Genomic DNA, 22,597 nt, shown 5'->3' on the forward strand with positions numbered 1-22,597 from the left:
CAAATCCGCGGGTCAGCTCCGTCCCGGGGACGCGGCGTGGTCGTCCGGGACCCGCAGGGCGGCCAGCACCTCCGGCAGCGCGCCGGGGGCCGCGTCCAGCTCCGGGGACGGGGTGACGTGGAGCTCGACCGCGGTGACGCCGGGGTGCAGGTACCGCGCGATGTGGGCGCGGCACTCCTCCGGCGAGCCGTGCACCCACAGCTCGTCCACGACCGAGTCCGGGAGCGCCTCGGCCGCGCCCCGCCGGTCCCCCGCGTCCCAGGCGGCCCGCGACGCGGCCAGCGCGTCGCCCCGGCCGAGCCAGTCGTGGAACGCGCGGTAGGGCGGCTGGTTGAGGATCCAGCCGAGGAAGGCGCGTCCGGCCGCCCTGGCGTACGCCGCGTCGTCCGTCGGCGTCACGAAGATCTTGACGACCAGTTCCTGCCCCTCGGCGGGCGGCCCGGCGGCCTCGACGATCCTCGGCACCTCGTGGGCGGCCAGCACGTTGGTGATCGCGCCGTCCCCCTCGGTGAAGGCCAGCTTCAGCATGCCGGGCCGCAGCGCGCCCACGATGACCTTCGGCCGCACCGGGGGACGTCGCCGGAGCTCGAAGTCGATCGAGAAGGTCTCGTACGTCTCCACGACGTGCTCCCCGTCGAAGGCCCGGCGCAGGAACCGCAGCAGGTCCCGCACGTGCGCGTACGGCCGTCCGTGCGGGCGCCCGTTCAGCGCGGTGACGTGGGCGGGGACGGACGAGCCGATGCCGAGCAGCACCTCGGCCTGGCCCAGCTCGGCCATGGAGGCGGCCGTCTGGGCGAGCACGCCGGGGCCCCTGGTCTGGGCCGGCAGGACCCCCGTACCCGCCCGCAGGCCCGGCGACCAGGCCAGGGCCGCGGTCAGCGCGGTGAGGCCGTCGTAACCGCCGCCCTCCCCGGTCCACACGTCGCCGTAGCCCAGGGAGGGCAGCGCCTCGACGATCTCCCGGTGCCGGTGCAGCCCGAGCCCCGCCAGCGGCAGCGTGACCCCCCAGCGCACCGCCCCCGCAGGGGGCCCGGCCCCCGCGCCTCCGGAAACCCCGGCGTCTCCGGACGCCGCGCGCGGGGTGCTCACACGTGCTCCCCGGCGAGCGCCTCGCGGCCGTGCGGCTCGGCCCAGTCCGCCTCGTGCGGCGCGACCTCGATCCGCACCGGCCCGCCACCGGAGCCGGCGGGCCGGCCGGGCAGCCGGAACGCGGCGAAGTCGGTGGTCTCGCGGAACGCCGGGATGCCGTACAGGTCCCTGGCGTACGCCCAGAGGTTGGGGTAGCCGGTCAGCGGCCGCTCGCCGATCCCGGCCAGCGGGTTGTGCAGCAGGTCGAACCGGACCAGCACCACCCACAGCTGCACGTCGGACTCGGTGAGGCGGTCGCCGAACAGGTACCGCCGGTCGGCCAGGCGGGCGTCGAGCCGGTCCAGCGCTGCGGTGACCTGCTCGCGCCGCCACTCGTACTCCTCCTGCGTGGAGGCCCTGGCGACCAGGTTCACGCCCTGGCCGAGGTCACGGGCGATCTCCTCGTCCAGCGCCTCGATCTCGTCCCGCAGGTCCGCCGGGTAGAGGTCCACGCCCGAGCCGGCCCACTCGGCGAACGCGGTGCCGAGGTCGGCGGGGATCACGGCGTAGTCGTTGCTGACGATCCGGTTCGTCCGCCGGTCCCACACCACCGGCACCGAGATGTGGCCCGGATATCCGGGCTCCGTGGCGTCGTAGGCCTCGGACAGGAGCGTGAAGCCGTTGACCGGGTCGGGGCCGCGCCGCTCGCGGAACGCCCAGCCGCGCGCGTCCCGGTCGTCGTCCACGTACGACAGCGACACGACGTCCCGCAGCCCGGCGAGGTCGCGCACGATGGCGACGCGCTGCGCCCACGGGCAGGTGTAGGAGACGTACAGGTGGTAGCGGCCGGGCTCGGCGGGGTACTCGCCGGACCCGCCGGCGGTGATCCGGCCCTGGAACGGATAGAGGGGTCCCGGCCGGTCGGTCCGGCCCGGTCCGTACGGCCCGTGGGCGGCGACGTCGGCGGGGCTCGCGTACGCGGGCGCGTGGGTGGTCATGGGGGTTGGCTCCTTGTCGTGGATGTCAGCCGAGGATCCTGGCCGTCCCGAACCCGGCGGCCAGCTTCGCGCCGGTGGCGAAGCGGCCGGGGCCGAAGGCGGCGAGGCGGGGATCGGGGTCGCCGAGCAGCAGCCGGGCGACGTGGTCGCCCCAGGCGGGCGCGAGCTTGAAACCGTGACCGCTGGTGCCGGCGTCGACGTAGACGTGCTCGCCGACCTGGCCCGTGACCGGCTGCCAGTCGGGGCTCACGTCGTACAGCGAGGCCCAGCCGCCGGTCACCCGGGCGCGGCGGCGGGCCGCGGAGCGCACGGCGGAGGCCGCGGCGAGCGCCTCCAGCTCGTCGGGGCGCGGGCCCGGGACGTCGTCCGGATCGGCCGCGGAGGCCGGGACGACCCCGCCGGTGAGGTACTGCGTGCGGGGCTGCGGGGTCGTGTAGTAGCCGCCGGGCAGGTCGATCAGGACGTGCGGCACGAGCCCGCCGGCGTCGGCGGGGTCGTGCTCGGAGACCGCCACGACGTGCCGCTCCACGGTCAGCGGCAGGTCCACGCCTAGCGGCCGCAGCAGGGCGGCGGTCCACGGCCCGGCGGCCACGAGCAGCCGCCCGGCCCGGTGGACCACGCCGTCGGAGGTGGTCACCGCCGCCCCGCGGCTCTCCTCGGCGAGCGCGACGACCGGGCGGTGCGGGTGGAACACCGCGCCGTGCCGCCGCGCCGCGGCGGCCAGCCCGACCGTCGCAGCGTACGGGTCGGCGTACCCGGCGTCCGCCTCCCAGACGGCGACGGCGACGCCGTCGAGGTCCAGGCCGGGCAGCCGGGCGGGCAGCGCCCCGGCGCCGACCAGCTCGCTGCGGACGCCGAGCTCGCCGAGCCGCGCGGCGGTCTCGGCGGCCGCCCCGGCGTCGCCGGGACCGTGCAGGTAGAACGCGCCGGTCCGGCGGAACCCCGACTGGTGCCCGCCGGTGCGCTCCTCGAAGCCCGCGAGGAACGCGATGCCGTCGCGTGCCGTCTCCGCCAGGAACGGGTCGGTGTAGTAGGCCCGGCAGATGCCGCCCGACCGCCCGGTTGGGCCGCCCGAGACCGGGCCCCGGTCGAACACGGCGACGGAGACGCCGCGCCGGGCGAGGTGGAACGCGGCGGCCGCGCCGTGCACGCCCGCCCCGACGATCGCGATGTCGTACGTCATGCCACGGCCTCCCGGTCGTGCGCCCGATGATCGAGCCGGGCCGTCCGGTCCGGTTGCGGGGCCTCGTCCGGCCGGGGTGTCCGGTCCAGCCGGGGAATCGCGGCCAGGAGCTCCCGCGTGTACGGCGCGGCCGGTTGGGTGAAGATCTTTCGGACGTCGCCGGACTCCACCACCCGGCCGTCCTTCATCACCAGTACCCGGTCGCTGACGTGGTGGATCACGCCGAGGTCGTGGGAGATGAACAGGTAGGCCACGCCGAGCTCGGCCTGCAGGTCGGCGAGCAGGTCGAGCACCTGCGCCTGGATCGACACGTCCAGCGCGGAGACCGGCTCGTCGCAGACGATCACCTGGGGCCGGGGGGCCAGCGCCCGGGCGATCGCCACCCGCTGCCGCTGCCCGCCCGACAGGCGCAGCGGCCTGCGGTCCAGGATCGACTCGTCCAGGCCTACCCGCGCGAGCAGCTCGACGGCCCGGTCGCGGCGGGTCCGGCGCGGCTCGCCGCCCACGGCGAGCGCCTCGCCGAGGATCCGCCGTACGGTGAAGCGGGGGTCGAAGGAGCTCAGCGGGTCCTGGTAGATCACCTGGATGTGCCGCCGCAGGGCCCGGCGCCCGGCGGGCCCCAGCCCCCGCCAGGACCTCCCGTCGACCTCCACCTCGCCCGCGTCGGGTTCCACCAGCCCCAGCACCAGGCGGGCCGTCGTGGTCTTGCCCGAGCCCGACTCGCCGACGAGCCCGAGCGTCTCCCCGGCCCGCAGCTCGAACGACACCCCGTCGACGGCCGCCCGGGGCAGCCCGTCCGGCCCGGTGAACGACTTGGCCAGCCCGGACGCCCTGACCACCACCCCGCCGGGCAGCACGGCCGGCGCCGGACGCGGCGCCGAGCCGTCCTCGGGCACGGTGAGCCGGGTGCCCCTGCCGTGCGCGGAGGGCACCGCGGCCAGCAGCCGGCGGGTGTAGGCGTGCCGGGGGGCGCCCAGCACGTCACGGGTGACACCCTCCTCGACGACCACGCCGTCCTTCATCACCAGCACCCGGTCGGCGAGCTCGGCCACCACGGCGAGGTCGTGGCTGATCAGCAGCAGCCCCGCCCCGGCCCGCCGGCGCTCGGCCAGCAGCCGCAGGATCTGCGCCTGCACGGTGACGTCCAGGGCGGTGGTCGGCTCGTCGGCGATCAGCAGCCGGGGCGCGCAGGCGACCGCCGAGGCGATCAGGGCCCGCTGCCGCAGCCCGCCGGAGAGCTGGTGCGGATACTGCGCGGCCCGCAGTTCCGGCTCCGGCACCCCCACCTCGCCCAGCAGTTCGACCACCCGCCGCCGCACGTCCCCGCGCGGCACGGTCCGGTGCAGCCGCAGGGTCTCGGCGATCTCCTTGCCGACCGGGCGCAGCGGGTCGAGCGAGACCAGCGCGTCCTGCAGGACGTAGCCGACCTCGCCGCCCCGCACCGCCCGCCACTGCCGTTCGCCGTAGGCCGTGACGTCGCGGCCGGCCACCACGAGCGACCGGGCGGTGACCTCGGCGCCGGGGCCGGTCAGCCCGATCAGCGTGCGGGCGGTGACGCTCTTGCCCGAGCCCGACTCCCCCACGATGGCGACGCACTCCCCCGGGCTCACCGTGAACGAGATCGAGCGGACGGCCTCGACCTGGCCGAACGAGACCCGCAGATCGGACACCTCGACGATCGGGGTGACCCGCTGTTCGGTCACGACAGTCTCCCTTCGACGCGCCGCTGCAGATGGCGGCCGACGACCGTGACGGAAAGGACGGTGAGCGTGATGGCCAGCCCCGGGAAGACCGCGACCCACCAGGCGACGGAGAAGTAGTCGCGCCCGGCCGACAGCATCGCCCCCCACTCCGGGGCGGGCGGCTTCGGGCCGAGGCCGAGGAAACTGAGCGACGACGCCGCGACGAGCGCGGTGCCCACCTCGATCGTGGCCACCACCAGCAGCGGGGCGAACGCGTTGGGCAGCACGTGCCGCGTGACGATCCCGGCCCTGGTCAGCCCGAGCGAGACGGCCGCCTCGACGTACCCGGACCTGCGGATGACCATGGTCTGGGCGCGGACCAGGCGCGCGTACCCGGGCAGCGTGTAGGCGGCGATGGCGAAGACCGCGTTGAGCGTCCCCGGGCCGACGACGGCGATGACCAGCAGGGCCAGCAGCAGTCCCGGCAGCGAGAGCAGGATGTCGACAAGGCGCATGGCGGCCTCGTCGAGCGCCCGGCCGCCGAGCGCGGCCAGCAGCCCGACGAGGGTGCCGCCGGTCACCGCGATCGCGGTGGCGGCCAGCCCGGCCAGCACCGACGGCCTCGTGCCGTACACGATCCGGGTGAAGATGTCGCGACCGTTGGCGTCGGTGCCCAGCGGGTGCCCGCCGCCCGGCGGCCGGAGCGCCGCGACGGCGTCGGTGAGGTCGGGCGAGCCGTGCGCGACCAGGCCGGGCGCCACCGCGACCACGGTCACGGCCAGCAGGAACGCGGAGGCGGCCCAGACACCGGCCCGCGGCACCCGCCGCCGCCGTCCGCGCCCCACGACCACGGCGGGTGCGACAAGGGTGGACGTGGTCACTCAGGCACCTCGCAGTCGCGGGTCGATGGCCAGGTAGAGCAGGTCGAGCAGGATGTTGATGACGACGTAGAGCAGCGAGGCGATCAGCACCACGCCCATCACGACCGGCAGGTCCTTGTTGCCGACGGCCGCGAGGGTCAGCCGCCCGATGCCCTGCCGGGAGAAGACCGACTCGATGATCACGGCCCCGCCGAACAGGAAGCTGACCATCCACCCGGCCAGGGTGACCGTGGGCAGCAGGGCGTGCCGCAGCGCGTGCCGCAGGCGCACGCCCAGGTCGGACATGCCGCGCGAGCGGGCGGTGAGCACGAACGGCTCCTCCAGCGTGAGCTCCAGTCCCTCGCGCAGCACCTGGCTCAGCGTCGCGACGACCGGGATCGCCATCGCGACGGACGGCAGGACCAGGCTCTCCAGGCCGTCCCCGCCGGTGGCGGGGAAGATCCCCAGCCCGAACGAGAAGACGGTGAGCAGCAGGATCCCGGCCCAGAACGACGGGATGGAGATGCCGACCAGCTCGATGCCGGAGAACACCGCCCGCGCCCACCGGCGGCCCGCGGTCAGCACCGCGACCGTGACCGAGACCACGACCGCCAGGACGAACGACGAGAGCATGAGCTGGACGGACGAGCCGACCTGCTCGCCGATCGCCGAGGCGACCGACTGGTGCAGCTGGTACGACTGGCCCAGGTCGCCGTGCAGCACCCGGCCCAGGTAGGCGGCGTACTGGGCGGGCAGCGGCCGGTCCAGCCCGTAGTCGGCGATGATCCGGGCGCGGACCTCGGGTGTGACGGTGCTGCTGCCGATGAGCAGGTCGACGACGTTGCCCGGGGTGAGGTGGAGGCCGGCGAACGCGACCGTCACCGCGCCCCACAGCACCAGGACGGACGTGCCCAGCCGCACCAGCACCGGGCGGACCACCCGGGCGCGGGCCCGGGTGGCCGGTACGGCGACGGCGGTCATGCCTGCTCGACCCAGGCGCCGTAGAAGGTCGGGTACGCCTGCGGCTCCCAGCCGATGCCGTGGGCCTTCTTGCCGGTCCCGAGCAGGTAGTTGAACACGTACACCGGGAAGACCGCGGCCTCGTCGGTGACCCGCTGCTGCACCTTGGCGTACAGCTCGGCCCGCTTGGCCTGGTCGGTCGTGTCCAGCGCGTCGCTCAGCCAGCCGTCCACGTCCTTGTCGGACAGGCGGGCGGCGTTCTGGCCGAACTTGGCGGCCGTGGGGATGGCGGAGGTGTCGAACAGGTTGCGCAGGGTGTCGCCGTCGGCGCGCTGCCAGCTGAAGTCGATGAGGTCGTAGTCGCCCTTGGGATACTTCTCCAGCCATTCGTTGACCGTGCCGGAGACGAACTGGATCTCGAAGCCGATCTTCTTGGCCTCGGCCTGGATCTGCTCGGCCAGCGTGTCGCGCTGCTCACGCGCGAACGCCTTGAGGAACCCCCAGCGGATCGTCAGCCGCCTGCCGTCCTTGGTCCGGTAGCCCTCGGCGTCCTTCCCCGACCAGCCGGCCTCGTCCAGCAGCCGGGCGGCCGCCGCGGGGTCGTACTTCGTCTTTCCTTCGAGCGTCTTGTCGTACCCGTCGGTCGACGGGGAGATGGGGCCCGCCGCGGGCTGGAAGGCCCCGAAGTAGAGGTTCTTGACGATCGTCGCGAAGTCGATGCCGTCGCGGAACGCCTGCCGGACCCGCTTGTCGGCGAACGGCCCGGAGGTCGTGTTCGGGTAGTAGTTGTAGTTGCCGCCCGGCGCCTGCCGCGTGGTCACGGTCAGCCGGGGGTCGCCCTGCACCTGCTTGACGTTGACCGGCGGCACGCTGGCGATCCCGTCGACCTGCCCGCTGGTCAGCGCGCCGAGCCGGACGGAGTCCTCGGTGATGACCTTGATCTCCAGCTTGTCCAGGTACGCCTCCCCGGTGTGCGCGGCGCCCTCCGGCGCCCAGGCGTAGCCGGGGTTGCGGTGGTAGGTGATGCCCTTCTGCACCACGTACTCGTCGATCACGAACGGCCCGGACCCGACGACCTTCTTGCACAGCGCGTCCTGCGGCTGCTTCAGCGACCGCGGCGACTCGATGCCGAAGTACGCCGTGGCCAGGGCGGACAGGAACGGCGAGTACGGCCTGCTGAAGTGGACCTTCACCGTGTGCGGGTCGACGACCTCGCTGCCCTTGTACGGCTCGATGTATCCCGCGGCGAGCTGCGACTTCGTGGCGGGGTTCACGATGTGGTCGAGGTTGGCCTTGACCGCCGCCGCGTCGAAGGGCGTGCCGTCGGAGAACTTCACGCCGTCGCGCAGGGTGAAGGTGTAGGTCTTCTGGTCCGGCGAGACGGTCCACTTGGTGGCGAGCCAGGGGTGGATCTTGCCCTCGGTGTCGAGCGACACGAGCGAGTCCAGGGCGGGCCGGGTGAACAGGCCGGCCACGTCGGCGGGGCTCTGATGGGGATCGAGGCAGGTGGAGGGCTCGGTGTTGACGGCGAACGTCAGCGTGCCGCCCTTGACCGGCCCGGCGGGGGCCTTGCCCGCCGCGGTGTCCTTGCCCGTCGTGCCGCAGGCGGCGAGGGCGAGGACCCCCAGAAGCGAGACGCCGATGGATAAGCGCGTGTTCGTGGACATCGGGGAGAGCCTTTCGGTGTTCAAGACGGGACGGCGGAGTGGGGAGGCGGCGTGTCCCGGCCTGTGCCCGCCCGAAACTCCCCGTGAGTGGCCATGCCGCCTCCCGGAGAGCGTGCCGCGCACGCCCCCATGACCAGGAGCCCCGATGGGGCCCGCGCTTGCGGCGCGACTGCCACGCCGCCAGGTTTTCCCCGGGGCACCCCGCGCGGTGCGAGGGTTGCCGGCCGACGAGCCGGGGCTTGGCGTCGGCGCTCAATACCTATAAATAAAGTAGGAAAACTAGGGTAACCTGTCAACACGCTTTCGCCGGGGATTCCGGCCTTTCCGCGAGGAGCGGCGGTCCGGTGACGACGAGTGGCACGTCCGCGCGGCGGCGGCCGGGGGCGAACCGGGCGGCCGTGCCTACGGCGCGCCGGGAAGCCGTACGGTGACGAGGAGCCCGCCGTGGGGGCCGGGGGCGAGATCGAGGCTCCCGTTGTGGGCGCGGACGACGCTGTGCACGATGGCCAGGCCGAGACCGGCGCCGGCGTGCTCGTCGGTGCGCACGCGTTCCGTGCCGCGCTGGAAGGGTTCGATGAGGGTCGGTATCAGTTCCGGCGGGAGCGGGCGGCCCGTGTTCTCGACCCGCAGCAGGCTGGTGCCGCCGTACGCCTCGGTGTGGACCGTCACGGTGCCGCCGGCGGGGAGGTTGTGGACGATCGCGTTCTGGACGAGGTTCGTCACCATCCGCGCCAGGAGCTCGGCGGAGCCCTCGGTCCGGGCCGCCCCGCCGGTGACGTTCAGCGTGATCCGGCGTTGTTCGGCGAGCGGGAGCAGCGTTTCGGCGGCCTCCTCGGCGGCGAGGGAGAGGTCGACGCTCTCCCGGGTGAAGTCGCCGCGGTCGCCGCGGCTGAGCAGCAGGAGGGCCGCGGTGAGGTCGATCGCCCGCTGGTTGACGGTGTGCAGGCGATCGAGGAGTTCGTCCCGGTCCCGCGTGGGGTCCCGGCGGGCCACGTCGAGGAGCGTCCGCGAGATCGCCAGCGGCGTGCGCAGTTCGTGGGAGGCGTTCGCGGCGAACCTCCGCTGCTCGGCGACGTGGGACTCGAGCCGGTCGAGCATCGAGTCGAACGCGTCGGAGAGCTCCCGGAACTCGTCCCGGCGGCCCTTCATGCGGATCCGGTGGGACAGCGACCCGTTCGCGGTCGTCCGCCGGGCCGCGTCCGTGATCTGGGTGAGCGGCGCGAGCATCCGGCCGGCGAGGAGCCATCCGCCCAGCAGGCCGAACGTCAGCAGAAAGGCCAGTGCCTGGCCCGCGCGGGGGACGAAGGCGCGCTGGAGGTCGGTGCGGTTGGGGATGAACCGCAGGGGCGCCGCCCCGGGCGGGCCGGCCCCCGGCCCGGTGCCGAGCGCGCCGTCGGGCACGTAGCGCAGCAGGAACACCCACACCACCGCCAGCAGGAGGGCGCCGGCGAGCATGAGGAATCCGGCGTAGCTGAGGGTGAGTTTCAGCCTGGTGCTGAGCCCTGGGCGCCTATCCATGCGTGCTGCCGGGGCCCGTTCCCGTGGCGATGCCGGTGTCGATCCGATAGCCGACACCGGGCACCGTGGCGATGGCCCATGGTTCGCCGAGCCGTTTGCGCAGTGCGGAGACGGTGATGCGCACGGCGTTGGTGAGGGGGTCGGCGTTCTCGTCCCAGGCCCGTTCCAGCAGCTCCTCGGCGCTGACGATCCCGCCCTCGGCGGCGACGAGGACTTCCAGCACCGCGAACTGTTTGCGGGTGAGCGCGACGTAGCGTCCGCCGCGGAAGACCTCCCGGCGGAAGGGGTCGAGCCGCAGGCCCGCGATCTCGCGAACCGGGGGCCGGGCGTACGCGCGTCTGCGGTCGAGCGCCCTCAGCCGCAGGACGAGCTCCCGGAGCTCGAACGGTTTGGTGAGGTAGTCGTCGGCGCCGAGCCCGAACCCGGAGGCCTTGTCGTCGATCCGGTCGGCGGCGGTGAGCATGAGGATCGGGATGCCGCTGCCGGAGGCGACGATGTGCCGGGCGACCTCGTCGCCGGAGGGGCCGGGAATGTCGCGGTCGAGGACCGCGATGTCGTAGGAGTTGACGCTGAGCAGTTCCAGGGCCGCGTCGCCGTCGCCGGCGATGTCGGCGGCGATCGCCTCCAGCCGCAGACCGTCCCGGACGGCTTCGGCCAGGTAGGGCTCGTCCTCCACTATCAGCACGCGCATACGGCTCAGTCTGCCGGTGCGGGCGCCGGTGCCGGCGCGGGGCGAGGCCGGTCCGGCGGCGTCTCCGCCGCGGCGCGCCACCAGCGGCGCGAGACGAGCCCGAAGAGCACGGCGCCTGCGGCGTTGACCAGCACGTCGTCCACAGACGACACCCGGTCGAGCCGCAGGACGTACTGCAGGGTCTCGACCACGGCCGAGCAGCCCGCCCCGAGCGCCAGGATCCGCGGCACGGACGCCAGCGCCGCGAAGCGCAGCGGCGCGAAGAACCCCAGCGCCGCGAAGATCAGCAGGTTGCCGCCGATCCCGATCGGCCCCATCGTGACCAGGTCCCGCAGCGGGATCAGGCTCACCCGGCCGGGGACGATGCCGGCCCCCGGGCCCGGCATCAGGGTGAGCCACACGAACGGCACCGTCCCGTAGACCATCCCCACCTCGGCCAGCGACCTCCGCCACGCCGAGGTGACGCCGGCGGCCTGCCGGAGGAGCGCCAGACCCCACGTCACCAGAGCGGCCGCCGGCAGCCCGGCCAGCATCATGAACAGCACGCCGTTCTCGGTGTCGAGGCACCCGTGCCACCGTCCGGCCAGGCATGCCGGAGCGGTCATCACGAGCGGCCGCCGCACGGCGAACACGGCGCTCGCCAGGCCGAGGATCGCCAGGCCGGCGAGCACGATCCGGCTCGTGCGGCGGGGCGACGCTGACGGGGATGCGTGGTGGTTCATGCCTCCATTGGAGACGGAGAGCCGTTGCGGTGGCGTATGCGATTCCGCATACGTCCGCGATACACGGAACGCCGGCGTCGTCCGGCGCCTCAGCCGCCCGCCCCGCCGCCCGTCCCACCGCCGGGCGAGGCCCCGGTGACGGCCCGCAGCTCCTGCCCGATGATGTCGACCAGCGGCGCGCCGTCGTGGTTGGTGAGGATGACGCCCACCCAGCCGGTGTCGGGGTAGATGCTCCAGTTGGCCCCGACACCGGGGTTGCCGCCGGAACGCTGGTACGCCCACTGGCCTTCAACGATGTCGATCGCGATCCCGTACGCGGCGAACGACGCCGGCCCGAGGGGGGTCTTGGCCGCGGTGAGCACGTCGGCCCAGGGCCGGTCCAGCACCGTGCCGTCGCTCAGCGCCCGCGCGAACCGGACCAGATCCGGCGCCGTGGCGAAGCCGCCGTCCCCGGGGGCGTCGATGAAGGCGCGGCCCGGGTTCTTGCCCAGGATGTACGGGTACGGGCTGCCCTTGTCCAGGTTGCCGAGGGCGTCCACGACGCCGCCGCCGGCCACCTCCATGTACGGGTGGGCGATGTGCCCGCCGGTGAGCCACTGCGGCCTGGTGTGGAACGCCGAGCCGGTCATGCCGCAGCGCCTGAAGATGTGCTCCTGGACGTAGTCCCAGTACGTCGTGCCGGACACGGCCTCCACGATCAGCGCGGGGATGGTGGTCTCCGCCTCCTGGTGGCCGGTGCCGGGAAGGCCCGGGACGCCTGTCAGTCTCGCCTGCCGGACCCGCCGCTCGTGATACTCGTGCACCTCGTCCCGGCTCCGGAAGACGCGTTGCACGTCCTCTGCTGGCATGTCCAGCCCGGAGGTGCCGGACAGCAGGTGGTGGATGGTCACCCGATCGGCGATGTCCTCGGCGAAGCCCGTCAGATGGGTTCCCACCGTGTCCGTCAGCTTCAGCCTGCCCTGCTGGGCCAGCTGCAGGATGGCCACCGCGTGGAACGGCTTGCCCGCCGAACTGAGGGCGAACGCCGTGTCCTCGCGGTTGCGGATCCTCCTCTTCTCGTCGGCCATGCCGTAGCCGCGAGACAGCACCGTCCGGCCCCGGTGTGACAGCAGCACCACGCCGGAGAACCTGCCCTCGGCGGCGAGCCGGGCCACGTACCGGTCGTAGGCTCCGCCGGGCAGGGTGTCCGGCGGGATCCGGTCGCGCCCGTCCTGGGCCGCCGTGGGACGACCCGGCCGGTGCCGAGGCGGCGTGGCCGTTCCCGGCGCTCCGCCGGCCGCGACCACACCGGCGGCCGCCAGACCGCTCCACTTGACCAGCTGCCGCCGGCCGACATCACGTACCGAATCCGAGTTCATGCACACGGTCCTTTCCGGTGGGGAACCGGCGCTCTCAGCGACGCGCCGCGTATCGCTCCCACTGAAGAGGCCGGGCCGTTGCGGCGGCGTATGCGCTTCCCGATACGTTCGCGACACACGTTCGGGGAAGATCGGAGGACGGTCACCGTCACCAGGCGGATCCGGTAGCATTCCCGACTAAATCGGTCTGTTTGACGTGGTTTTGATCGATACCGTACGCCGGTCCTCATCCGCTGACGAGGTGACCTGATGCGCTTCCACTGGTTCCTGCCGACGACCGGCGACGGCCACGACGTCCGTTCCGCCATCATGACCACCGACGGCTTCCGCCCCGCCGCGCGTCCCGCCACCGTCGCGTACCTGACGCAGGTGGCCAGAGCCGCCGAGCACGCCGGGTTCGAGGCCGCGCTCACCCCCGTCGGCGCGGGCTGCCCAGACCCCTGGATCGTGTGCGCCGCGCTGACCCAGCACACCGAGCGCCTCAAGACGCTGGTCGCCTTCCGCACCGGGTACGCCCTGCCCACCCTGCTGGCCCAGCAGGCGCAGTCGTTCCAGGACGTCTCCGGCGGGCGGCTGCTGCTGAACGTCGTCACGGGCGGAGATCCGGTCGAGCAGCGCGCGTACGGCGACTTCCTCGGCCACGACGCCCGCTACGCGAGGACCGGCGAGTTCCTCGACGTGCTGCGCCGCGCCTGGGCGGGCACCCCCTTCGACCACCACGGCGAGCACTACCGCGTCGAGGGAGGCGGGCTCGCCGAGCCGCTCGACCCGGCGCCGGACGTCTATTTCGGCGGTGCCTCCCCCGCCGCCGAACGGGTCGCCGCCCGCCACGCCGACGTGGCCCTCATGTGGGGGGAACCGCCATCGGCGATCGCAGAGAGGATCGCCCGGCTGCGCGACCTCGCGGCGTCGGCGGGCCGCGAGTTGCGGTACGGCCTGCGCGTGCACGTCATCGCCCGCGACACCGGCGCCGAGGCCTGGGCCGAGGCGGAGCGGCTGCTGGCCGGGATGGACCCGGCGCGCGTCGCCGAGGCGCAGCGGCGTTTCGCCCGCTACGACTCGGTGGGACAGCGCCGCATGGTCGACCTGCACCGCGGGGACACGCGCGACCTGGAGATCCACCCGGGTCTGTGGGCCGGCGTCGGCCTGGTGCGCGAGGGCGCCGGAACCGCCCTCGTCGGCTCCTACGACGAGGTCGCCGCGCTGCTCCGCGAGTACGCGGCGCTGGGCGTCGGCGAGTTCGTCCTGTCCGGCTGGCCCCACCTCGAGGAGGCGTACCGGGTCGGCGAGTACGTCCTCCCCCGCCTCCGGGCCGCCGAACCGGCCGCCGCGGCGGTCGCCCCCGCCGCGGGACCCTCCTGACGGACACCGGCGGGACGGGACGGGTTGCCTACTGCTCGCGGGGCAGGCCGGGCGGGTTGACCTGGGATTCGGCGACGGCCTCGGTGGACAGGCCCCAGCGGGCGAGGACCTTGCCGTAGGAGCCGTCCTTGATCAGGGCGTTGAGAGCGTCGCTGATCGGCTTGGCCAGGCCGTTGCCCTTCTGGGTCATGGCGGCGATGAGCCCCTGGAGCGTGGGGCCCGCACCGGAGTAGGTGCCGACGATCTTGGTTTCGCCGCTCACCGCGGCGTGGTACGCGGAGGTGGGGTTGGGCGCGAAGTACGCCTGGATCCGGCCGGACCTGAGGGCCAGGTAGGTGTCGGCCGCCTGCTTGTAGTACTGGATCTGGACGGGCTTCAGCCCGGCGGCGCGGTTCTGCCTGTCCCAGCTCAGCAGGATCTTCTCCTGGTTGGTGCCGGATCCCACGGCCACGGTGAGCCCGGCGACGTCGGCCGGCTTGGTGATCGAGGTGACGGGGCTGTCCTTCGGCACCTCCCAGGCGAGCTGGTCCAGCCGGTACGTGGCGAAGTCGTAGACGTCCTTGCGCTCCTCGGTAACGGTGACGTTGGAGAACCCGGCCGCGTACTTGCCGGACCTGACCGCGAGGAACAGGTTCTCCCACGAGGTGGGCTCGATGCGCGGCTTGAGGCCGAGCACGTCGGCGACGAGGGAGGCGATGTCCTCCTCCACCCCGATCGGCGTGACGTTGTCGTCGGCGACGAAGGACAGCGGCGGCTCGAACGTCGAGGTGCCGACCAGGAACTCTCCCCTGGCCCGGACGGCGGAGGGAACCTCCGCGGCGATCGCGTCCACTTTCGCGGCCCGGATCCGGTCCTGCCGCGGGCTTGTGTCGATCTTCAAGCCGACCGGCGCCGCCTCGGCGGCCGCGGCGGCGGTGCCGGTCGCGGGTCTGTCGGAGGCCGTGCCGCAGGCCGCGAGCAGCAGCAGTGCGGACACGGCGAGTACGGCTGACCGGGGTGCGGATGACATGCGCTTTCCTTCGGGGCTTCTCGGGGCTTCTTGGGGTCTTTACGCGTCGCCTCTTCGCGGGGCTCGCCAGTCAGAGCACCCTGCCGAGGAAGGCACGGGTGCGGTCGTGCTCCGGCCGGTCGAGCACCCGCGGGGGCGGGCCCTGCTCGACGATCCGGCCGGCGTCCATGAAGGCCACGGTGTCGGCGACCTCGCGGGCGAAGCCGATCTCGTGCGTGACGACGATCATGGTGGTGCCGCCGCGGGCGAGCGTCTTCATGACTTCCAGCACCTCGCCCACCAGCTCCGGGTCGAGCGCCGAGGTGGGCTCGTCGAACAGCACCACCTTGGGCCGCAGGGCGAGCGCCCGGGCGATCGCGACGCGCTGCTGCTGTCCCCCGGACAGCTGCCGCGGGTAGGCGTCGGCCTTGCCGGACAGCCCCACCTGCTCCAGCAGCTCGGCCGCCAGCGCCTCGACCTCGTCACGGGGGCGGCGCTGGGCGGAGAGCGGGGCCTCGGTCACGTTCTGCCGGACCGTGAGATGGGGGAACAGGTTGAAGTTCTGGAAGACGAAGCCGATGTGGGTGCGCCGGCGGAGGATCTCGCGCTCCTTCAGCTCGTGCAGGCGGTTCCCCGAGCGCCGGTAGCCGACGAACTCGCCGTCGATGGCGATGTACCCGCGGTCGATCTTCTCCAGGTGGTTGATGCCGCGCAGCAGCGTCGACTTGCCCGACCCCGAAGGGCCGATGATCACCGTCACCTCGCCGGGCCGGACCCGCAGGTCCACGCCGCGCAGGACCTCCAGCGAGCCGTAGCTCTTGTGGACGCCGCGCACGTCGACCATGAACTCGCCGCTCATCGCGGTCCCCCTTCGCCGCCGCCGGCTCGCCGGGGGGCGGCCCGCCGTACGGCGAGGGCCTGGCGCAGGCGCCGCATCCGCGCCGAGGGCCCCGGCCGCGCGAGGCCTCTGCCGAACCTGCGTTCCACGTAGTACTGCCCGACCGAGAGCACCGTGGTGAGGACGAGGTACCAGATCGCGGCTACCAGCAGCATCGCGATCACCCGGCCGGTCCGGTTGTAGATGACCTGCACCTGGTAGAAGAGCTCGGGCAGCGCCATGATGTAGACGACCGAGGTGCCCTTGACCAGGCCGATGATCTCGTTGCCGGCCGCCGGCACGATCGACCGCATGGCCTGCGGAAGCTGGATCCGGAGGATCTGCCGGGCCCTCGGGATGCCGAGCGCCGCGGCCGCCTCCAGCTGGCCCGGGTCCACCGACAGGAAGCCTCCGCGCACGATCTCGGCGGCGTACGCCGCCTGGTGCAGCGCGAGGCCGAGCGCGGCGGCCGTCACCGGCCCGATCAGGTCCATCGTGCCGACGGAGAGGAAGGCCGGCCCGAACGGCACCCCGAAGGAGATCTGCTTGTACAGGGCGGCGAGGTTGTACCAGAACAGCAGCTGCAGGATCAGCGGCACCGAGCGGAACAGCCACACGTAGCCCCACGCCACCGACGCGAGCAGCGGGACGCGCGACAGCCGCATCAGCGCGAGCACGGTCCCCAGCAGGAAGCCGAGCGCGATGCCGAGCGCGGTCAGCTCCACGGTGAACAGCACCGCGTGCAGCACCGAGGGATGGAACAGGTATTCGCCGACGACCGGCCAGTCCCAGGCCGGGTTGGTCACCAGCGCGTTGCCCGCCATCGCGAGCAGCACCGCCACCGCGGCGCCGGCGATCCAGCGTCCGGGGTGACGCGCCCTGACCACGGTCAGGGCGGCGGACTCCGCCGTCGTCTCCTCCAGCACGACAGGAGCGGTCATCGTGCCTCCGGGGTGGCGAGTGGATGGATGTCTGCCGGCGGCGCGGGGCCCGGGGCCGGGATCGGCCCTCGCGGCGGCCGCGCCTGATCTCGTCCTCATCTTGGGGGCAAGCCCGATATACCGTCAAGACCTACTTGTTTAGTAGGTTTATGGACGCATCGTCAGACGCACGAACGGCGGGAGGTCCGATGGCGAAGGCATACCTGTCCCCCCATCAGCACGGCACGGCAGGAACCGGCATGACACGGGGAGAGGCGCGATGAGCGACCGGCACCCCCTCGACAACCCCGTCTGGGCGTCGCTCACCGGACCCCACGCCCACCTCGCCGAACGGCACGGCAACGCGCTGCGCTACCCCGGCGACGTCTCCCCCTTCCACACCCTGCCCGACGATCCCGGCCCCGGCGACTGGAACGACCTCGCCGTGCTCGCCGGGCCCGGCGCGACGATCCCGGTCACCGGCGTGACCCCTCCTCCGGGGTGGGAGGTGGTGATGCAGGGCGCCGGCGTGCAACTGGTCGGCGACGGCGTGGTCCCCGTCCGGGACGACGAAGCCGTCCGCCTGGGGGCGGCCGACGTGCCCGACGTGCTGGACCTCGTGGAGCGCACCCAGCCCGGCCCGTTCCGGCCGCGCACCATCGAACTCGGCACCTACCTGGGCATCCGCCGCCGCGGCGCGCTGGTCGCGATGGCCGGGGAACGGCTGCACCCGCCCGGCTGGACGGAGATCAGCGCCGTCTGCACCGACCCGGCCTTCCGCCGGCAGGGCCTGGCGGCCCGGCTGGTGCTGGCCGTCGCCGCCGGCATCCGGGCCCGCGGCGAGATCCCGTTCCTGCACGCCGCCGAGAGCAACACCGACGCCATCCGCCTGTACGAGGCGCTCGGCTTCCGCCTCCGCCGCCGGACGACCTTCACCGCCGTCCGCGTGCCCGCCGACGTGCCGGTCGCCTGAGAAGGCCCGCGCCGGGCGGCGGCGCCTCGCCGACGCGCGGGCGGAGGGCGGCCCCCTGAGCACGACCGTGTGACCATGTCGGTCGGGGGCCGTCTGGAGGACACGTGGATGCGATCATCAACTGGCTTTCGGGCCTGTCGGGCATCGCGGTCTACGGGGTCGTGGCCGCTCTGGTCTTCGCCGAGGACGCGCTGTTCGTGGGGTTCGTGATCCCGGGTGAGACGGCCGTCGTGCTGGGGGGCGTGCTGGCCGGCCAGGGCAGGCTCTCGGTGTACTGGCTGGCGCTCGTGGCGGTGCTGGCCGCCGTCGCGGGCGACAGCGTGGGGTACGCCATCGGCCGTCGCATCGGCCCCGGCGTCCTCGGCGCGCGTCCGCTGCGCCGCCGCCGGGAGCGGGTGGAGCGGGCCCGGGAGCTGGTCCGCCGGTGGGGGCCCCAGGCGGTGCTCCTCGGCCGGTTCGTCGCGTTCCTGCGGGCCCTGATTCCCACGCTGGCCGGGGTCTCGCGGATGGAGTACCGGCGATTCCTGCTGTTCAACGTGGTGGGCGGGGTGCTGTGGGGGGTCGGTTACACCCTCCTGGGCTACTTCGCCGGCGCGGCGTACCGGCGGGTGGAGTCGGCCGTCGGCGGCGTGGCCGCGGCCGTGGTCGCCGGGGCCGTCGTGATCGCCCTGGTCGTGTGGCGCGTCCGGGCGCACAGGAAGGGCACGGGGAGATCGCCTCTCCGGTGAAGGGAAGGCACGTGCTCCGCGGGCGGGCCCACCGCGTCACCGGCCGCGCGTACCCGCGTCGCGGCTCGGCCCGCGCGACCGGCCCGCGCGACCGGCCCGCGCGACCGTCGGCCGCGGTCGGCACGCGCGGTCAGCCGCGGACGCTCCGTCTCTGACGGAGGTCGGCCTGTTTTTCGGGGGGTTCGAGCGGCAGCCGGGCCGCGAGGACGAAGCCGCCGTCGGGGGTAGGTCCCGCGGTGAGGCTGCCGCCCAGCAGGCTGACGCGCTCCCTGATGCCGGGGAGGCCGTAGCCTCCGCCGAGCAGCGGCGTCTTGGTCGCCGCCCGCCTGCCGGGCCCAGCACCGCCCGCCGGGCCGCCCTTGCCGCCCGCTGCGCCAGCCCCTGCGCCACCCATCGGGCATCCCGCGGTGTTGACCACGGAGATGTCCACATGGCCCTGCTCGATCGCGCCGGCGATCCGGACCTCGGAGCCGGGGGCGTGCCTGCGCACGTTGTTCAGCCCTTCCTGGACGAGCCGGTAGCACACGTGCGTCACCTCCGGCGGCAGCGCCCCCGGGGGGACGTCGAGCCGGACGTCGACCCGCAGCCCGGCGGCCCTCGCGTCCTCGGCCAGGCGTGCGATCGCCTCGGCCCCCTCCACCACCGGCACGTCCTCCCGGCGGAGCATGGTGAGCAGCTGCCGCAGCTCGCCGAGCGCCTCGACGCCCTTGTCCTCGATCCCCTCGGCGAGATCGGGGATGTCGGCGGGATCCACCGGATCCCGGATGAGACCGGCGTTGAGGACCATGCCGGTGACCGCGTGCGTCACCGTGTCGTGCAGCTCCCGGGCGATCCTGCGCCGCTCCTCCAGGACGGCCGACTCCTCGCGCTCACGCACCCCGGCCCTCAGCTCGCGGATCCCCCGCCGGTGGTCGTACACCCAGGTGCCGACCAGCGCGGGCAGGTAGACGAGCGTCACCGCGCGTACCACGCTCAGGTAGAAGATCCGGTCCGTGTAGGGGTTCTCGTAGTCGACCACGAGATACACCGCCATGAGCGCCAGCGCCACGCATGTCCACGAGCGCGCGCGGTGCTCCGCCGTCAGCGAGAAGACGGCGAGGACCATCGGCACCGTCTCGCCCACGAGGCAGGCGCAGAGCACGCCGGCGACGATCGCCGGCCAGGGGGTGTAACGCCGCAGCAGCATCGTCGCGGCGGTGGCCGATCCGACGGCGAGCTCCACCGGTTGCGGCACTCCGTCCCACAGCGAGAAGGAGTGACCCATCACCGTCGGCGGGATCGTGAACGCGATGACGGCGGCGGCGAGCAACAGGTCGACCAGCACCGCGCCATGTGACGTGCGAATCTGCGCCAGATTTCGCCACATATACGATTCTTTGCCCGTTTACGCGGGCACCCACGCCCCCTGTCAGTAGATCTTCGCGGCCCGTCCGGCCGCGGCCTCCCCCGCCGCCGGTCAGGTCACGACGACCGGGTGGCGCACCACCGCGTCGAACGCGTACCCCAGGTGGTTGTACGCCGCCCGCTCCGGCTGCACGGCGCCCGTCTCGTCCACGGCCCGGGCCAGCAGCCCCGCCTCGCCCACGCCGGGCGGCACCCAGCGGAAGGTCCACCTGACCCACCCGTGCGGGCTCCTGTCTCCGTGCAGGCGCGCGGGCCGCCACGACACGCCCTCATCGTCGCTGACGTCCACCCGGACCACGCGGCCGTTGCCCGACCACGACCGGCCGTGCAGCAGATGGCCGCGTCCCGCCCGGAGGCGGGCCGGCCAGGGGAGTTCGAAGGCGCTCTTCACCCCCGTCCGGGTCAGCGGGGGGCCTCCCCCCGGCGGGTGACCAGGGCCGTGCATGCGATAGAGGCGGCTGCTCCACGGCGACTCCAGCGGCTCGGCCGACACCTCGACGTCTCCCAGCCACTTGATCCAGGCGATCCCCGCCCACCCCGGCACGACCAGCCGCGCCGGGAAACCGTGGTCGGGCGGCAGCGGCCGCCCGTTCATCTCGTACGCCACGAGGACGTCGTCCAGCGCCTTGGTCACGGGAAGCGGGCGGCGGACCCGGCCGAGGTTCTCCCCGCCGTCGACGTAGTCGGGGTCGAGCCCGCGCGGCATCAGCGCCACCGCGTCACCGGTCATCCCCGCTCTGCCGAGGAGCGCCGCGAGCGGCACGCCCCGCCAGCGCGCCACCCCCACCGCTCCCAGCCTCCAGGGGGTGCCGGTCACGTCCTGGCTCTGCTGCTCCCCGTACAGGCTCCGGCCGTTGCCCGCGCACTCGACGAACGCCGTCACCTCCTCCGCCGGCATGGCGAGCAGGTCGCGGTAGGTGAACGAGACCGGGCCACGGCGCAGCCCGCTCCCCCACAGGGTGAGCCGCCACGAGGCGGCGTCGACCAGCGGCGTCGACGTGTGGTTGCGGACGAAGAACAGCCGTTCGGGCGTCAGGTCGCCCTCGCCCCGCAGGGCCTCCCACCGCATCTCGGCGTTGGTGCCGTGCACGGCGAACAGGCGGGCCGGCAGCGCCTTCCGGATGCCGGGCGGCGGTGCGGACGGTGTCAGCGACGTGGGCGGTGGCGCCGGCGCTGGTGGTGCGGGCGGCTCCCCCGCTCCGGGCGCGCGGCGGCCCGTCTCCCGGTCGCCCGTCGTGGTCGTGGTCGTGGTCGGGAAGCGTGGATTCACACGTCACCTCCGCGCTGTCGGCGCCTCGGACACTCCACTAGCTCGCCGGCCTCCGCAGGGCGACGGCCGGCAGGGGGATGGGCGGGAACGGGTTGTCGGGCAGCAGGATGACCCGGCGCGGCCGGTCCGCCTGCCCCGCCGCGTCGAGGTGCAGCAGCGCCGCCCCTATCCCCGCCGCCCCCGTCAGGTAGCCGGTGTCGGCCGACACCTCGCCGGGGCGCTGCCGCCGGTACGCCTGGTACCAGCGGTATCCCCGCTCGTCGTAGCCCGTAGCCCTGCCGATCAGGTGGTCGGCGAGCCTGCGGGCGAACTCCAGGTGCTCCTGCTCCCCCGTCGCCGCCCACAGGCCCACGTACAGCTCGATCAGCCCGGCGGTGCCGCAGCACTGGCAGGCGACGTTCCACAGGCCCGCCGTCTGGCGGAAGGGCGCGCCCGACTCCCTGACCCCCGCGGCGAGCCGCCTCACCCATTCGAGCTCGCCGCTGTCTCCGGTCACCCGGTAGAGCTCGTAGAACATGCGCGCGACTCCGGCGGACCCCGAGCAGTAGCCTAGGTAGTCGCCGACCACGGCGCCCTGTCCCGTCGCCACGCCCGCGGCCCTGACGACGCCCGCGCCGCGGTACGCCGCGTCGAGGAACGACCGGTCGCCCGTCGCGGCGTACAGGCGGGCGAGCAGGAAGGCCGTTCCGGCCGCACCGGTCAGGAAGCCGGGCGCCGCCGCCTCGCCGGGAAGGACCGGGCACGTCGCGGTCTCCTCGCGGGGTCCCGCCAGCCGCGCGATCCGCCGGCCCGCCTCGACCGCCATCTCCTCGTAGGCGGGCACGCCGAGCGCGGTGGCGGCGCGCAGCAGCCCGAGGACGACGCCGCCGTCACCCCGCAGGGTGGGATCCCCCGACCAGCCGATCCCGCCGCCGTCGAACGCGCGGGCGCTCCGCACGATCCGGTCGGCCACCGCGACCGCCGTGGCCTCGAACCGCTCCTCGCCGAGGGCCCAGCCGGCCTCGGCCAGCGCGAGGACGACGCCCGCCAGGCCGTGGTGCAGCGACATGTCCCCCTGCTCGGGACACGTCGCGGCGAGGTAGCGGGCGCCGGCGCGGGCGTCCTCCAGGTAGGCCTCGTGGCCGGTTCCGGCGGCGAGCTCCAGGAAGAACAGCACGATCCCGGCCGCCCCGGAGTGCAGGGACACCGGCCCGCCGGCCGTCGCCGGTCTGCCGTACGGGTCGGGGTTGGCCCGCCACCGCCTTCCGCGCTCGTCGTCCACGGCGGCCGCGCGGATCCACCGTCCCGCCATGATGGCCGCCGTCAGCGGAGTCTCTGCCCGCTCACTCGACGAGCGGATCGGGTCCCTGCCCATGGGGTTTACTATCC

At 73.8% G+C, this 22,597-nt stretch carries 20 protein-coding genes and 1 riboswitch; of the genes, 3 read left to right on the forward strand and 17 right to left on the reverse strand.

What is annotated here, in order from left to right; all coding sequences use genetic code 11:
- Positions 1–12: 12 nt before the first annotated feature.
- From HHX37_RS05755 to HHX37_RS05805, 11 genes are all read right to left on the reverse strand, one after another.
- Positions 13–1,089, reverse strand: a complete 1,077-nt coding sequence (locus tag HHX37_RS05755) for an LLM class F420-dependent oxidoreductase (RefSeq protein WP_220498891.1) — start codon at positions 1,087–1,089, stop codon at positions 13–15.
- Positions 1,086–2,066 (reverse strand): glutathione S-transferase C-terminal domain-containing protein, encoded by a 981-nt coding sequence (locus HHX37_RS05760; protein ID WP_182884753.1) that lies wholly within the window; start codon positions 2,064–2,066, stop codon positions 1,086–1,088. Before HHX37_RS05760 ends, HHX37_RS05755 begins: the two co-directional genes overlap by 4 nt.
- A 25-nt stretch (positions 2,067–2,091) precedes the next feature.
- Complete coding sequence (locus tag HHX37_RS05765) at positions 2,092–3,249, reverse strand: NAD(P)/FAD-dependent oxidoreductase (protein WP_182880279.1); 1,158 nt, start codon at positions 3,247–3,249, stop codon at positions 2,092–2,094.
- Positions 3,246–4,952: a dipeptide ABC transporter ATP-binding protein gene (locus HHX37_RS05770; protein WP_182884754.1), complete on the reverse strand. Its 1,707-nt coding sequence runs from the start codon at positions 4,950–4,952 to the stop codon at positions 3,246–3,248. Before HHX37_RS05770 ends, HHX37_RS05765 begins: the two co-directional genes overlap by 4 nt.
- Entirely contained in the window at positions 4,949–5,812 is an 864-nt protein-coding gene (locus HHX37_RS05775; protein ID WP_182880277.1) for an ABC transporter permease, read from the reverse strand. Before HHX37_RS05775 ends, HHX37_RS05770 begins: the two co-directional genes overlap by 4 nt.
- Positions 5,813–6,772: an ABC transporter permease gene (locus HHX37_RS05780; RefSeq protein WP_182876338.1), complete on the reverse strand. Its 960-nt coding sequence runs from the start codon at positions 6,770–6,772 to the stop codon at positions 5,813–5,815.
- Complete coding sequence (locus tag HHX37_RS05785) at positions 6,769–8,418, reverse strand: ABC transporter substrate-binding protein (RefSeq protein ID WP_182884755.1); 1,650 nt, start codon at positions 8,416–8,418, stop codon at positions 6,769–6,771. Before HHX37_RS05785 ends, HHX37_RS05780 begins: the two co-directional genes overlap by 4 nt.
- A gap of 149 nt (positions 8,419–8,567) precedes the next feature.
- Positions 8,568–8,678: riboswitch (SAM riboswitch) on the reverse strand.
- Positions 8,679–8,820: 142 nt separating this feature from the next.
- Positions 8,821–9,936, reverse strand: a complete 1,116-nt coding sequence (locus HHX37_RS05790; RefSeq protein WP_182884756.1) for a sensor histidine kinase — start codon at positions 9,934–9,936, stop codon at positions 8,821–8,823.
- Positions 9,929–10,627, reverse strand: coding sequence for a response regulator transcription factor (locus HHX37_RS05795; RefSeq protein WP_182884757.1), 699 nt, complete (start codon positions 10,625–10,627; stop codon positions 9,929–9,931). Before HHX37_RS05795 ends, HHX37_RS05790 begins: the two co-directional genes overlap by 8 nt.
- A 5-nt stretch (positions 10,628–10,632) precedes the next feature.
- Complete coding sequence (locus tag HHX37_RS05800; protein WP_182884758.1) at positions 10,633–11,349, reverse strand: VanZ family protein; 717 nt, start codon at positions 11,347–11,349, stop codon at positions 10,633–10,635.
- An 89-nt stretch (positions 11,350–11,438) separates the two neighbouring features.
- Positions 11,439–12,707: a serine hydrolase domain-containing protein gene (locus HHX37_RS05805; protein WP_182884759.1), complete on the reverse strand. Its 1,269-nt coding sequence runs from the start codon at positions 12,705–12,707 to the stop codon at positions 11,439–11,441.
- Positions 12,708–12,956: 249 nt separating this feature from the next.
- Between HHX37_RS05805 and HHX37_RS05810 the strand changes: the two genes are divergently transcribed.
- Positions 12,957–14,069 carry an LLM class flavin-dependent oxidoreductase gene (locus tag HHX37_RS05810; protein WP_182884760.1) on the forward strand — a complete coding sequence of 371 codons (1,113 nt, stop codon included), beginning with the start codon at positions 12,957–12,959 and terminating at the stop codon, positions 14,067–14,069.
- A 28-nt stretch (positions 14,070–14,097) separates the two neighbouring features.
- Here the strand turns inward: HHX37_RS05810 and HHX37_RS05815 are convergent, their stop codons facing one another.
- From HHX37_RS05815 to HHX37_RS05825, 3 genes are all read right to left on the reverse strand, one after another.
- Complete coding sequence (locus HHX37_RS05815; RefSeq protein ID WP_182884761.1) at positions 14,098–15,078, reverse strand: ABC transporter substrate-binding protein; 981 nt, start codon at positions 15,076–15,078, stop codon at positions 14,098–14,100.
- Positions 15,079–15,148: 70 nt separating this feature from the next.
- Positions 15,149–15,916, reverse strand: coding sequence for an amino acid ABC transporter ATP-binding protein (locus HHX37_RS05820; RefSeq protein WP_310738014.1), 768 nt, complete (start codon positions 15,914–15,916; stop codon positions 15,149–15,151).
- The gene (locus HHX37_RS05825; RefSeq protein ID WP_182880268.1) at positions 15,913–16,875 is read right to left on the reverse strand and encodes an amino acid ABC transporter permease; all 963 of its coding nucleotides are present in this window, start codon (positions 16,873–16,875) and stop codon (positions 15,913–15,915) included. Before HHX37_RS05825 ends, HHX37_RS05820 begins: the two co-directional genes overlap by 4 nt.
- A 259-nt stretch (positions 16,876–17,134) precedes the next feature.
- Here HHX37_RS05825 and HHX37_RS05830 point away from each other — a divergent pair, with 259 nt between their 5' ends.
- Positions 17,135–17,827 (forward strand): GNAT family N-acetyltransferase, encoded by a 693-nt coding sequence (locus tag HHX37_RS05830; protein WP_182876329.1) that lies wholly within the window; start codon positions 17,135–17,137, stop codon positions 17,825–17,827.
- Between the two features lie 104 nt (positions 17,828–17,931).
- Entirely contained in the window at positions 17,932–18,555 is a 624-nt protein-coding gene (locus HHX37_RS05835) for a DedA family protein (protein WP_182884762.1), read from the forward strand.
- A 130-nt stretch (positions 18,556–18,685) separates the two neighbouring features.
- Here HHX37_RS05835 and HHX37_RS05840 read toward each other — a convergent pair whose 3' ends face one another.
- The 3 genes from HHX37_RS05840 to HHX37_RS05850 form a co-directional block, all read right to left on the reverse strand.
- On the reverse strand, positions 18,686–19,921 hold the full coding sequence (locus tag HHX37_RS05840) for a sensor histidine kinase (protein ID WP_182884763.1): 1,236 nt from the start codon (positions 19,919–19,921) through the stop codon (positions 18,686–18,688).
- 90 nt (positions 19,922–20,011) lie between these two features.
- Positions 20,012–21,229 (reverse strand): sulfite oxidase, encoded by a 1,218-nt coding sequence (locus HHX37_RS05845; protein WP_310740275.1) that lies wholly within the window; start codon positions 21,227–21,229, stop codon positions 20,012–20,014.
- Between the two features lie 37 nt (positions 21,230–21,266).
- On the reverse strand, positions 21,267–22,583 hold the full coding sequence (locus HHX37_RS05850; protein WP_182880265.1) for a lanthionine synthetase LanC family protein: 1,317 nt from the start codon (positions 22,581–22,583) through the stop codon (positions 21,267–21,269).
- Between the last annotated feature and the right edge of the window lie 14 nt (positions 22,584–22,597).

Origin of the sequence: Microbispora sp. H10885, assembly GCF_014161415.1 — a bacterium.
Classification (GTDB): Bacteria; Actinomycetota; Actinomycetes; order Streptosporangiales; family Streptosporangiaceae; genus Microbispora; species Microbispora triticiradicis.